Origin of the sequence: Brumicola pallidula DSM 14239 = ACAM 615 (assembly GCF_000428905.1) — a bacterium.
In the GTDB taxonomy this organism is placed as follows: Bacteria; Pseudomonadota; Gammaproteobacteria; order Enterobacterales; family Alteromonadaceae; genus Glaciecola; species Glaciecola pallidula.
Window position 1 is genome coordinate 108790 of the sequence record NZ_AUAV01000008.1, and the last position, 12253, is coordinate 121042.

The 12253-nt window shown below is 42.2% G+C and carries 10 protein-coding genes; 9 read left to right on the forward strand and 1 reads right to left on the reverse strand.

Features of this window, described 5'->3' with window-relative positions:
- Window positions 1–290: 290 nt before the first annotated feature.
- The 8 genes from proB to G399_RS0102120 all read left to right on the forward strand — a co-directional run bounded on the left by proB (window position 291) and on the right by G399_RS0102120 (window position 9444).
- A complete protein-coding gene (gene proB, locus G399_RS0102080) occupies window positions 291–1403 on the forward strand; it encodes a glutamate 5-kinase (RefSeq protein ID WP_006009205.1) in 1113 nt (370 codons plus the stop codon).
- 93 nt (window positions 1404–1496) lie between these two features.
- The gene (locus tag G399_RS0102085; RefSeq protein WP_006009207.1) at window positions 1497–2747 is read left to right on the forward strand and encodes a glutamate-5-semialdehyde dehydrogenase; all 1251 of its coding nucleotides are present in this window, start codon (window positions 1497–1499) and stop codon (window positions 2745–2747) included.
- Window positions 2748–2811: 64 nt separating this feature from the next.
- Entirely contained in the window at window positions 2812–4080 is a 1269-nt protein-coding gene (locus tag G399_RS0102090; protein ID WP_226988915.1) for an energy transducer TonB family protein, read from the forward strand.
- 25 nt (window positions 4081–4105) lie between these two features.
- Window positions 4106–4681, forward strand: a complete 576-nt coding sequence (gene can, locus G399_RS0102095; RefSeq protein ID WP_006009211.1) for a carbonate dehydratase — start codon at window positions 4106–4108, stop codon at window positions 4679–4681.
- Window positions 4682–4858: 177 nt separating this feature from the next.
- Window positions 4859–6094 carry a multidrug effflux MFS transporter gene (locus G399_RS0102100; protein ID WP_006009213.1) on the forward strand — a complete coding sequence of 412 codons (1236 nt, stop codon included), beginning with the start codon at window positions 4859–4861 and terminating at the stop codon, window positions 6092–6094.
- Between the two features lie 86 nt (window positions 6095–6180).
- Window positions 6181–7125, forward strand: a complete 945-nt coding sequence (locus tag G399_RS0102105; protein ID WP_006009215.1) for a polyprenyl-phosphate transporter — start codon at window positions 6181–6183, stop codon at window positions 7123–7125.
- 598 nt (window positions 7126–7723) lie between these two features.
- Window positions 7724–8539, forward strand: a complete 816-nt coding sequence (locus tag G399_RS0102115; protein ID WP_034895913.1) for an ABC transporter permease subunit — start codon at window positions 7724–7726, stop codon at window positions 8537–8539.
- Window positions 8536–9444, forward strand: a complete 909-nt coding sequence (locus tag G399_RS0102120) for an ABC transporter ATP-binding protein (protein WP_006009219.1) — start codon at window positions 8536–8538, stop codon at window positions 9442–9444. Before G399_RS0102115 ends, G399_RS0102120 begins: the two co-directional genes overlap by 4 nt.
- Window positions 9445–9625: 181 nt before the next feature.
- Here the strand turns inward: G399_RS0102120 and ilvC are convergent, their stop codons facing one another.
- Window positions 9626–11110, reverse strand: a complete 1485-nt coding sequence (ilvC, locus tag G399_RS0102125) for a ketol-acid reductoisomerase (protein ID WP_026843368.1) — start codon at window positions 11108–11110, stop codon at window positions 9626–9628.
- A gap of 223 nt (window positions 11111–11333) precedes the next feature.
- Here ilvC and ilvY point away from each other — a divergent pair, with 223 nt between their 5' ends.
- Complete coding sequence (gene ilvY / locus G399_RS0102130; protein ID WP_006009222.1) at window positions 11334–12197, forward strand: HTH-type transcriptional activator IlvY; 864 nt, start codon at window positions 11334–11336, stop codon at window positions 12195–12197.
- Window positions 12198–12253: the final 56 nt, after the last annotated feature.

Sequence of the window (12253 nt, forward strand, 5' to 3'; positions counted from 1 at the left end):
GTCGATGGGTAAATTGCTTCTTTGCCGCAAGCGTTAATGAGATCCCTTATCCTCTTTACGCTCTGTGCAAATGCTGTGCAAATGCTGTGCAAATGCAAAAAGCTACCACTGATGTTTTAAAGCTACTGTTAGTGACATTGTAAGGGCTTAAAATACAAATAAAACCCGTTGCAGGTAATTCCTTATAAATAGTGTGTGTTTTTATCAGCAAAAATTGCGTTTTTTGCTTGTTTATTGGACCAATTTAAGTATTCTGAAGCATATAAACATTTTGTAACAAAATACCAATTATGACTCCTTTTTCATGGCAAAGAGCCGTAATAAAAGTCGGCAGCGCCTTAATCTCGCCAAATGGCGATGGGTGCAGTGCCGAATATCTTTTATCGATCGCAAAATTTATAACCGTGAGTCGTCAACAAGGCAAAGACATCATCGTTGTTTCTTCCGGCAGTATTGCGGCGGGGCGCAGTTCAATAAAAACTGGTCTGCAAGCATCAATAGCTGAAAAACAAGCAATGGCAGCTATTGGGCAGACACAAATGATGGCCAATTGGGCTCGATTTTTTGATTTTCCCTGTGCCCAAATCTTGCTCACACTTGACGACCTTCACGACCGTCGTCGTTACGTAAATGTAAAAAATACTTTACGCGAACTATTAGCTAACAACGCATTACCCATCGTAAATGAAAATGACACAGTGGCGGTAGATGAAATTAAAGTCGGTGATAACGATAATTTGGCCGCACATACGGCACTCGTTGCGCAAGCGGATACCCTCATAATCTGCACTGACGTTGATGGTTTATTTGATGCCGATCCCAGACAAAAACCGAACGCAAAATTGCTCTCAAACGTAAAAACTATTACGTCGCAAATAAGGGCACTGGCGGGTGGCGCCGGCACGGCGGATGGCACGGGCGGCATGATCACAAAACTGCAAGCGGCTCAAAAATGTGCAGAGAGTGGTGTACAAACATTGCTAGTGAATGGCAAACAATCGAGCGTTTTTGATTTATTGGCGCAGGGTTTATGCCCGGGTACATTGTTTGATGCCGCACCTACTAAGCGCTCGGCAAGGCATCAATGGTTGTCGCATACGGTTAAATCAAAAGGCACGCTGACACTTGATTTAGGTGCGTATATGGCCGTTACTGAAAAAGGCGCGTCGCTTTTAGCGGTAGGTATTAGCGCGATAAGTGGCAATTTCAAGAGTAATGATGCGGTGGATATTACATATCAAGGATGCATCGTTGCGAAAGGAATTAGTTTATACTCCCACACGGAATTGCAATCAATTAAGGGCCTAAACAGCAATCGCATAGAGGATGTACTTGGCTTCAGTCATGGAGAAGAGGCGGTCCATCGCGACGATTTAGTCCTAATCAAGGCGCTAATACCTTAATACCTTAATACCTTAATACCTTAATACCCTAGCGGCCTAACAGCATATCAACGCTAAACGGGTGTTGACGATACACAATGGAGACTAAAACGCATGACATTTGATATTCAAGTTACCGCAAGAAGAGCATCTGAGGCAAAGCATCAAATAGCGTCTTTGAGTAACGCCAAGCGTAAAGACTTGCTCACGCAAATTGCAAACAACTTAATTGCTGCAACGCCAGCCATCATAGATGCCAACAAGCTTGATTTAGAGCAAGCGACGACGATGGGGCTAAGCGCAGCAATGCTAGACCGCTTAATGCTGGATGAAAATGCCATCAAAAATATCGCCGATGCGGTGTTTCTGATTGCCGGTCAACCGGACTTCTTAGGTGAGATCAGTCATATGCAACCACAGCCTTCTGGTATTCAAGTGGGTAAAATGCGCATCCCATTGGGTGTTATAGCGATGATTTATGAGTCACGACCGAACGTGACGATTGACGCTGCAGTGCTTTGTTTAAAGTCTGGAAATGCGGTTATTTTGCGTGGTGGAAAAGAAGCTCAGCATAGCAATCAAGCATTAGCGCAAGTATTAAAGGCGTCATTAAAAACGCTGCAGTTAAGTGAAGATATTGTGACCGTTATACCCATCGCCGATCGTGACGTAATGGCAAAAATGTTGACCTTGAGTGAGAGTATCGATTTAGTTATTCCGCGCGGTGGCGAAGGTTTGATCAACTATGTAACCGCAAATAGCCGTATTCCGGTGATCCAACATTTCAAAGGTGTATGTCATTTATATGTCGATAAAGCAGCAAAACTTGATAATGCCTTAGCAATTTTAGAAAATGGAAAAACACAGCGTACTGGGGTATGCAATGCGCTGGAAACAGTCTTAGTGCATGAGAGTGTCGCCGCTGAATTTTTGCCCTTAGTGGCAAAAATGTTTGAGTCTAAGTCAGTTGTGGTGCATGCTTGTGCTAAATCACTGGCCTATTTTGAGCACGCGACACTTGCCAACGAAGCTGATTGGGCAGCTGAATATCTTGCCTTAGAAATTGCAGTGAGAATAGTTGAAGATGCAGAGCACGCATTCGAGCATATTCGCGAATATGCGTCAGGCCATACGGAAGTAATTGTTACAGAGGACTTTTCTCTCGCTCAGAGATTTATGCGAGAAGTTGATTCGTCGGTCGTCATGGTCAATGCTTCATCTCGGTTTTCGGATGGCGGTGAGCTTGGTTTAGGTGCTGAAATTGGCATTTCAACAAGTAAATTACACGCCTACGGACCGATGGGTGCGGAGTCGTTAACAACGCAAAAATTTATAGTCATCGGAGATGGTTCAGTAAGACATTGATCCACCTTTGAATGTAAAATAATAATAATAACGGACTTTGAAGTCCGACGATGTAAACGTAATTATGATAAATATTCATACCATGGAAGATGAGGAGCTGATGTCAAGCTTCAGTCAGCGTCATAAAATACTGGCTGCGGCGCTAGCGACGGTGTTTATTGGCTCAGGGCACGCCAATGAAAAATACGCCAATGCAAAACACGTTAATGCAAAACACGCTAATACAAAACACGCTAATACAAAAGCAGAGGTCGAGGTTGACGAAAGCGAGCCCGTACCCACATTTAGTCAAGCATATAAAGAATATACATCAAGCATAAAATCCGGCAAGTACTCAGCAAATGAGTTGGAGCGGGTTGCAAAACTAACTTATCAATTAGGCCGAGCTAAGTTCGGTCCACGTCACCAGAATACCTTTATGTTGCAGCAGAACTTAGCTAACGCTTATTTAGAAGCGGGTGAATATAAATTGTCTGCGACTAACTATGAATCGGTTATTGATTACTATGAAGAAACGCAAGGTGACGAGAGCCAAGCTTATTATTTTGCCTTGCTCGACATTATCAATGTCATATACAGCGCTAATAAAGCCAAGAAATTGTCTGCTCAAGCATTGGGTATTTCTCAATTTAGTGGTCAAAGAGCGATTGTAAAACTGTTCAAAGTGACCGATGAGCTGATCGTCAAAATGCCTGAAAATAGCTTAATGTTTCGCGGTCACACAGTGAAAACGGCCGTCATTAATAAGTGGGCTGAAAGGGACAATCGACTCCTCAATATGGCCAAAAAGTACAATTTGGATGCCAACAAAAATGCAGGTAAGTACTCATCGATTTACATTGAGTCTTTGGCTTATGTTGGCAAAGTGTATTTTGGGATGAAAAAATACAAAGACGCGCGTTGTGTTTTTGAACAGGTATTAACGTCACTGCAAGCTCAAAACAGTGACGCTCATCCACTTGGGATGATTGCTCATGCCCATCTTGTATCACTGTATGCACGTAAAAAAGAAACAAAGAACGCCATTTTTCATACTCAAGCGATAGCCAAAATCAAACCTTGGGACCCTAAGCAATTGGCCTTATACCAGGTCCCTCCGACATTTCCGCCAGCCAATATTACGCATGCCAATGAAGCCTCTGTCACACTAACATGCGATATTAGTCTGCAAGGGCAGCCTATTAACATTAGGGTTACCGACAGCACGGACTCTGAATTCAATGCGTTCGCGATTAAAAATATAAAGCAATGGTATTTCGTGCCAAAATTTGTCAATGGGGCATTTGCAGTAGCAACCGACCTAGACGTTATGATCGACTTTTTAAGAGAATAGTCCATGCCCACAGAAACGAGTTAACATGCCAGAAATTAAGAAACTGTTAGATAATAATTTACGTTGGGCGGAAGAGACCAAAAAACTCGATCCTGAATTTTTTGATAAATTATCTGAACAACAGAAGCCGATATATTTGTGGATTGGTTGTTCAGATAGTCGCGTTCCAGCCAATCAAATTGTTGACTTATTACCCGGCGATATATTTGTACACCGCAATGTAGCCAACATGGTTATTCATACTGATTTCAATTGTTTGTCGGTATTGCAATACGCGATTGATGTGTTGCAAGTGAAGCATGTTATTGTTTGTGGCCACTATGGTTGTGGCGGTGTTGAAGCGGCAATGAGTAACGATAGCTTAGGATTAATTGATAACTGGCTGGCTCACATCAAAGATACAGCAAACCAGAACAAAGCCGCATTAGACTTGCTTTTACCAGAACAAAGAGCCGCCAAATTGTGCGAACTCAATGTGCTGCAGCAAGCTGAAAATGTCCGTCGGACTTCTGTCTATCGCGATGCAATGAAACGCGAACAAGACGTTAAAATTCACAGTTGGATTTATAGTTTGAGAAATGGCAAGATCAAAGTGTTATGAGTATTCAAAGCCTAGCTGCAATACCCATTTAAGCTTATTGCGCGAAATAAAAAAGTAGGCGACACCACTGGTCATGAACTACTGTGGTTTGGCGCTTGCTTGTAATTGCGCATGAGCAAGAAATATGGAACAATCCGCGCCTATTTTTTGTCCATCTCGGTTTAGGTTAAGTTCTCCATGACAACAACAACAACGACGGCAAATATCGCTATTAAACCTCCATTGCCGTTATTGGAATTTATAGCATTAATGGCCCTATTAACCTCGCTAGTTGCGCTAAGTATAGATGCAATGCTGCCTGCCTTAAACCAAATTGGTTCTGACCTAAATAGCCAGAGTACGCAGCAAACCTATCTGGTTATTTCGCTTTTTTTTGGTGGTATGGCTTTGGGCCAAATATTCTTTGGTCCATTTTCTGATGCGCGGGGCCGACGACTGACTATATTAGTTGGCCTGATTATATTTATTATGGGTACCTTCGTTTGCTATTTTGCACAATCGATAGAAGTTTTATTGTTTGGTCGCCTGATACAAGCGTTTGGTGTTTCAGGACCAAGAGTCGCCTCAATGGCGGTTATTCGCGATCAATACGCAGGTGATGCTATGGCGAGGGTAATGTCGTTTATTACCGTTATATTCATACTTGTACCCATGGTTGCGCCCCTTGTTGGTCAAGCTGTCATGCAGTATTTTCATTGGCGTGAAATATTCACTGTTTTTTGGATTGTAGCGGTTATTGCGGGCGGGTGGTTTTTCTTACGTCAACCTGAAACGTTAATAAGAGCTAATCGCAAAAAATTCGCTTGGCATCATTTTTTTCGCTCTTGCTTATGGCTATTGAAACAACCACAAGTGATGGGATACTCTATTGCCATGGGTTGTATATTTGGTGCCTTTTTAGCCTACCTCAGTGGCTCGCAAACCATTTTTCAAGAAATTTATGATACCGGTGAGTGGTTTCCGTTAGTATTTGCAACCTTAGCGTTTTCTATTGGTCTGGCTTCTTTATTTAATGGCCTTATGGTGATGAAATGGGGCATGCACTCGATTTGTGGCCGAGCACTGTTTTTCTCTTTGGTTTTCGGTGTCGCACTAACGGCGATCACTTTGTACTATGATGGTATTCCGCCGCTGTGGTTATTTATTAGCATCATGTTTTTTGGCTTCTTTTTTATTGGTATGTTGTTTGGTAACTTGAATGCCTTAGCTATGCTGCCGGTGGGTCATATGGCCGGTTTAGGTGCTGCGTTTATTGGCTCTCTTACTAGTGTTATTGCGGTGCCGATTGCTACCGGCATCAATCTGTTTTTAAGCGACGAGCTAACACCCATTGCTTTTGGTTTTTTAATATTTTCAGTATTATCATTTTTTGCCGTGCAGTATGCGAAGAAGACGCCAGCGCCAGAGCTGTAAACTTAACCCAAAGTGACAAGCTCTTCGCTTAGTTACTAAGGTTGCTGGCAAAAATATCGGTTATCAACATTGCAGTTGGAGTAAACATGCAATCACAGCGAACTGGGCGCGATTATCTTGCCGTAGCAGGTAAAGGAATAATGATGGGCGCAGCTGACGCAGTGCCTGGCGTATCAGGCGGTACTATTGCGTTTATTACTGGCATTTACCAAGAGTTAATCCATTCTTTGAAGCAGTGTGGCCCACAGGCGTTGAGTATTTTAGTTAAGCAAGGTTTTGTATCAGCGTGGGCACATATCAACGGTAATTTCCTGCTAACGTTGTTTACTGGCGTAGTGGTCAGTGTCGTTACCCTGTCCAGGGTGGTGGTTTATTTTCTGGACACCTATCCCGAGTTACTTTGGTCTTTCTTTTTTGGACTCATTCTTGCGGCAATTTGGTCGCTTGTTAGGCACATAGAAAAGTGGGACTGGAGCCTAATTTTGTCGTTTATGATAGGAACTGCTATCGCATACTCGGTCACCATAATTACCCCCACGGCAATTGAGCCCCGTCCACTATATTTCTTTTTGTCCGGCATGCTGGCCATATGCGCGATGATTCTTCCAGGTATCTCGGGCGCGTTTATTTTGCTGCTACTGGGCATGTATGGACCCGTTATGTTAGCTGTCAAAGAGTTTCAGTTTGGCATATTGATATTATTTGCATGTGGGTGCGTGGTTGGTTTGCTCAGCTTTTCACATGTTCTAGACTGGATGTTCACCAAATACAAAAGCCTGACACTCGCATTACTCGGTGGCTTTATGCTTGGCTCTTTAAACAAGGTGTGGCCTTGGAAGCAAACGTTAGAGTCGGTTATCGACCGTCATGGTAAAGAAATTTCTTTGGTTGAACGCAATGTGTTACCACAAACGTTTGAATCATTAAGCGGTCAGCCCGCTTATTTTGTATATGCTTTGGGGTTAATGTTGATAGGCGTTGGATTGGTGCTTTTAATGGAGTTTATGGGTAAATCTTCAAATAAGGCCTAATAATACTGAGCTTATATATGATTGTAATTAGCTCTATTAGGCGCGTTATTTGTATCAAGAAAACAGTCTTTTATAAGGGCATCTGGCCTGTTGCTAACCATCGAGCTACGATGTTAGGTAATACAGAGACGTTTTATGTTATCAATTTTTACAAAATTAGCTGCCTGGCTAGCGTACTCTTTATTTGCTTTAAGCCCAGATTCAAAGTTAGGTGAAGCTATTCAGTTCTTTATAGGAGATACAACAGAGATATTTTCTATAATAGTCTTAATGATCTATATATTGTTCTTATTCATTCACCCTAGTTGGGTGGCTAATCAATATAATCTATGTATTTCAATGGAAGACTTGTAAAAGAAATCCAAGTGCTTGCAGTAAGCGGATCAAAAATGCATACAAATAAGCGCCAAAATGGCCTATAAATTCATCACTCTTTACGCAAAGTCAGCCTCAAACACGTCAGCTCGCTAAACCGCTCATTAGGATGGTGCCAATTAAAATCGCATTGCGAGTAAACAGTAAGACTTTCATCCGTTATTTAGTTAAGCTATTTAATTCTTAGAGCAATCTTATGATTTTTAATTGGGGTTATAGCTTGATGCAATTGTATTCCAAGCGATTGGTAAATATCGCGTTATTTGAGCTAGTCAGATTATTTTTAACGAAAAGAGGTTTACTTGCCGTTGCTGTGTTTTCAATTTGTTGGCTGATAGTGTTGCGCTATGCCATCGGTGAAGCGGTAAATTTGTTAAGTTCACCTGATTTTGCTGGATTCATTGACCAGATATTTGGTGCCATAGGCCTAAGTAAATTATTGACTTGGCCAGAGGCTGAGTTGGCGGTGTATTGGTTAATTGCACTGTATAGTTTTCCTAGTTTTTGTTTGTTTCTGTGCGCCGACCAGACTGTTGGTGATAGACAGCGTGGCACGCTTAGATTTTTATCATTACGTGCTACCCGCGCTGAAATAATTTTTGGACGATATCTAGGGCAGTTATTAATCTTAATTGCGCTGTTATCAATCACCTTAGTGGCTACCCTCGCGATGCTTAGTTATCGTGAACCATCGTTGTTTGTTGCTGCTTCATCGCACAGTTTAATACTGCTTGGCTATCTGGTTGTTGCAGTGATGCCCTATATTGCTCTAATGGGCTTTATAAATACCTTTTCACGTTCTGCACGCTTGGCTTTTATAGTCGCAATTTTATTTTTTGCTGGAGGCAAAATAACCGTCGGATTATTGACCTGGCAGTTTCCAGCACTCGAGGTGCTGAATTATGTATTTCCGGGCTATCAATTGGCAGATATGGCAGCGCAAGATGCTGGGTTAATGCTAGCTGTGGGCTTGCCCCTGATACAAACTATAATATTACTGATTGCCGCTGAGCGTATTTTTGCAAGGAGTTCACTATGAGAACTTTAATTAAGGCGCAGAGTGTAACTAAGTACTTTGGTTCTAAACTTGCTCTCAGTAATGTGAACTTTGAAATAAATAAAGGCGCGCCAGTCGCGCTTGTAGGACCAAACGGTGCAGGGAAAACAACATTATTTAGTCTACTGTGTGGATATGTTTTTCCCAGTTCTGGTGAACTGAATATTATGCATCAACAGCCAGGGAATGCTCATTTATTTGGCAAATTAAGTGCACTACCGCAAGATGCTCAATTAGATCCTGGTTTTAGTATTATTCATCAACTTACGTTTTATGCACAGTTACAAGGGCTCACCAAATCACGAGCAAAACAAGAGAGTAACAGGGTGCTTGAACTGGTAGGCTTGAGTGACGCTGTGGATCAACGGCCCAATGATTTATCTCATGGTATGCGCAAGCGTGCCACCATCGCTCAAGCACTGATTGGTGCTCCACAAATTGTGCTGCTTGATGAGGCTACTGCTGGGCTTGACCCAGTGCATGCCCGCGAAATAAGAGAATTGATTAGTACCTTAAGCAATGAAGCTACTTTTATCTTGAGTTCTCATGACCTAAGTGAGCTTGAACGTTTGTGCGGTCAAATATTGCATCTAGACCAAGGTAAATTGACCGAACATAGCGCATTAAGTCAAGGTACAAGTAATCAGTGCTTCGTCACATTACGACTGGCCCAAAAATATGAGGATGTAGAGAAAATACTTTTTGCGTTAGCAGGAGTGCGTAATGTCCATAATAGTCAGGCTAAAGAGTATGTAATTGAATATGAAAAGTCAGGTGAGGCTTTCGACATTCAATTGCTTCAATGCTGTCATCAACAAGGTTGGCAATATCAACAGCTGGTTAATGGCAACACCCTAGAAAATCAGATTTTTCATAAACAACATTAAGTTTTGAGAAGTGAACAGGGCTTATTGCAACTAGAAAGAAAAAGCCCGGCCAAAGGCCGGGCAAAAGGAGCTAGTTAAAGCACCTAACGACAGAAAAGGGTTGAAACTAATGGTCGTTGCTGTGTTAGCAAAAAATGATGTAGTCAGTCCGGGAATAACAAACTGAGCACACGATCCTCGCTTACGCAGACGCTACAATAGCTTTCATGTCGATCATGTATCCGCGAAGTTTTTCGCCAACACTTTCCACGCCATGAGCACGAATTGCTTTGTTAACTAGCACTAGCTTCTTGTTGTCCACGCCCGTGGATTTTTCCGTTAATCCACCGCCAATATGTTCGGCGGTAATTTTTGGCATTAACTGTTTATGCAGCAAGGGCAACGCCGCGTTTGTAAATAAGTAGTTTCCGTATTCAGCCGTATCTGAAATAACCACGTTCATTTCATACAGACGCTTTCTCGCTATTGTGTTTGAGATAAGTGGTGTTTCATGTAATGACTCATAGTAAGCTGACTCAGGTAGAATACCGGCTTCAACCATCACATCAAAGGCTAGCTCAACGCCCGCTTTAATCATTGCAACAAGCAAAATGCCTTTATCAAAAAACTCTTGGTCGGAAATTTTACCGCCATACGTAGGTGCGTTTTCAAAACCGGATTGACCCGTTTCTTCGCGCCACTTTAATAAATTGGCGTCGTCATTGGCCCAGTCTTCCATCATATTGGTTGAGAAATGCCCACTAATAATATCGTCCTGATGCTTTTCAAATAGCGGTCGCATCATTGTCGTCAGTTCAACTGATAATTCGTGAGCAACAATTTTTGCAGGATTAGACAACCTATCCATCATGTTGGTTACGCCGCCGATTTTAAGCGCTTCAGTAATGGCTTCTAATCCATATTGAACTAACGCACCTGCATAAGCTGGATCGACACCGTCGGCTACCATCTTATCAAAGGCGAGTATTGCGCCTGTTTGTTGCATACCACATAAAATGGTTTGTTCACCCATTAAATCTGACTTTACTTCAGCAACAAAAGAGCTTTCAAGTACACCGGCCCTATCGCCACCAGTTGCGCTTGCTAATGCTTTAGCCGTCGTCCAGCCTTTATTTTCAGGATCATTTTCTGGATGCACAGCAATCAGTGTTGGTACACCAAACCCACGCTTATATTCTTCCCGAACTTCAGTTCCTGGACATTTGGGCGCGCACATAACGACGGTAATGTCAGCACGGATTTGCTGTCCTTCTTCAACTATATTGAAGCCATGCGAATAACTGAGTGTTGCGCCTTTTTTCATGAGTGGCATCACTGCTTCAACGACGCTTGAATGTTGTTTGTCGGGCGTTAAGTTATACACTAGGTCTGCGCTGGGGATTAAGTCTTGATAAGTCCCAACGGTAAAACCGTTTGAGGACGCTCGTAAAAACGAATCGCGCTTTTCATCAATAGCGGCTTGGCGTAATGCATAGCTGATGTTTAAACCAGAGTCACGCATGTTCAAACCTTGGTTTAAACCCTGTGCGCCGCAGCCCACGATGACAATTGACTGGCCTTTAAGATAATCACATCCGTCTGCGAATTCGTTTTTGTGCATAAAGCGACACTGACCGAGTTGGTCTAGCTGCTTGCGTAACGGTAAGGTGTTAAAATAATTTGTCATTTTCTGTCCAATAATTTTTTGAATCTGCTTTTCAAGCATCTCACTCAAACTGCTAAATAATTTAAAGCCGATTGAATGTCAATTTTTGTGTCTGTGACGACATCCTTTTATAATAGGTAAAACATTTTGTTTTATAAAGTGATATATTTGAAACTTAATATTTCATAAAATGAAACGTTAATTTTAATATTTTATTAGTTGATGTTTAAAACAGGTGATAAAAATGGAATTGAAGACGCTACAAATGTTCCGTCACTTGGCCAAAAGCCTGCATTTTGGCAAAACGGCTCGCGCTATGTTTGTCTCACCGCCGACCTTGTCGCGAGCCATCAGCCGGTTAGAGGAAGAATGCGGTGCTGCCCTGTTTGTGCGTAATAATCGCAGTGTTAAAATGACCGCAGCAGGACAACGATTTTTAGAATTCGCTGAATTAACTATAAATGCTTGGTTGCAGGTGCGCGCTGATATTGGCCAACAGCAAACCCAATTGAGGGGGGCACTATCGTTATATTGCTCGGTAACGGCAAGCCAAAGTCATTTGCCCAAGTTATTGGATAAGTTACAGGCACAATATCCTCAAATCGAACTGCAACTAGACACAGGCGATCATTCTCTTGCCATAGATACTATTGAGCAGCACAAAGCCGACATTGCTATTGCTATTCACACCCCGGAATTTCCTGATCATTTATCGTTTATACAAATTGATAAAGTACCCTTGGTTCTGATTGTTCCTAAAACACTGCAGATAGCCAATATTGGTGATGTGAAATGGCATGAACACAACGTCGTAATGCCAGCTGGTGGACCGTCTAAAAGAACCGTAAACAACTGGTTCGCTGAACATGGCGTTAAACCAAAAGTGTACGCCAGTGTGTCAGGAAACGAAGCTATTGTTAGTATGGTCGCTTTAGGTTTAGGCATAGGTTTTGTACCACAAATTGTTTTAGACAACTCGGTAGCTAAAACCAAAGTCACCAGTGTTGAGGTAGAAGATATTGAGCCTTACTCCTTAGGTCTGTGTTTTTTGCGCGAACGGGAAAACGAAGCTTTGATGCGTGTCATGATTGACCTTTTCGAAAGTTAATGTGTGTAGTTTGAAATAAAGGCTAGTGCGGCCCTGTTTTGTCTATTGCGTTTAAC

Coding starts and splice junctions, on each gene's coding strand:
- proB (WP_006009205.1), top strand. CDS start 291: ATGACTCCTTTTTCATGGCAAAGAGCCGTAATAAAAGTCGGCAGCGCC.
- G399_RS0102085 (WP_006009207.1), top strand. CDS start 1,497: ATGACATTTGATATTCAAGTTACCGCAAGAAGAGCATCTGAGGCAAAG.
- G399_RS0102090 (WP_226988915.1), top strand. CDS start 2,812: ATGATAAATATTCATACCATGGAAGATGAGGAGCTGATGTCAAGCTTC.
- can (WP_006009211.1), top strand. CDS start 4,106: ATGCCAGAAATTAAGAAACTGTTAGATAATAATTTACGTTGGGCGGAA.
- G399_RS0102100 (WP_006009213.1), top strand. CDS start 4,859: ATGACAACAACAACAACGACGGCAAATATCGCTATTAAACCTCCATTG.
- G399_RS0102105 (WP_006009215.1), top strand. CDS start 6,181: ATGCAATCACAGCGAACTGGGCGCGATTATCTTGCCGTAGCAGGTAAA.
- G399_RS0102115 (WP_034895913.1), top strand. CDS start 7,724: ATGCAATTGTATTCCAAGCGATTGGTAAATATCGCGTTATTTGAGCTA.
- G399_RS0102120 (WP_006009219.1), top strand. CDS start 8,536: ATGAGAACTTTAATTAAGGCGCAGAGTGTAACTAAGTACTTTGGTTCT.
- ilvC (WP_026843368.1), bottom strand. CDS start 11,110: ATGACAAATTATTTTAACACCTTACCGTTACGCAAGCAGCTAGACCAA.
- ilvY (WP_006009222.1), top strand. CDS start 11,334: ATGGAATTGAAGACGCTACAAATGTTCCGTCACTTGGCCAAAAGCCTG.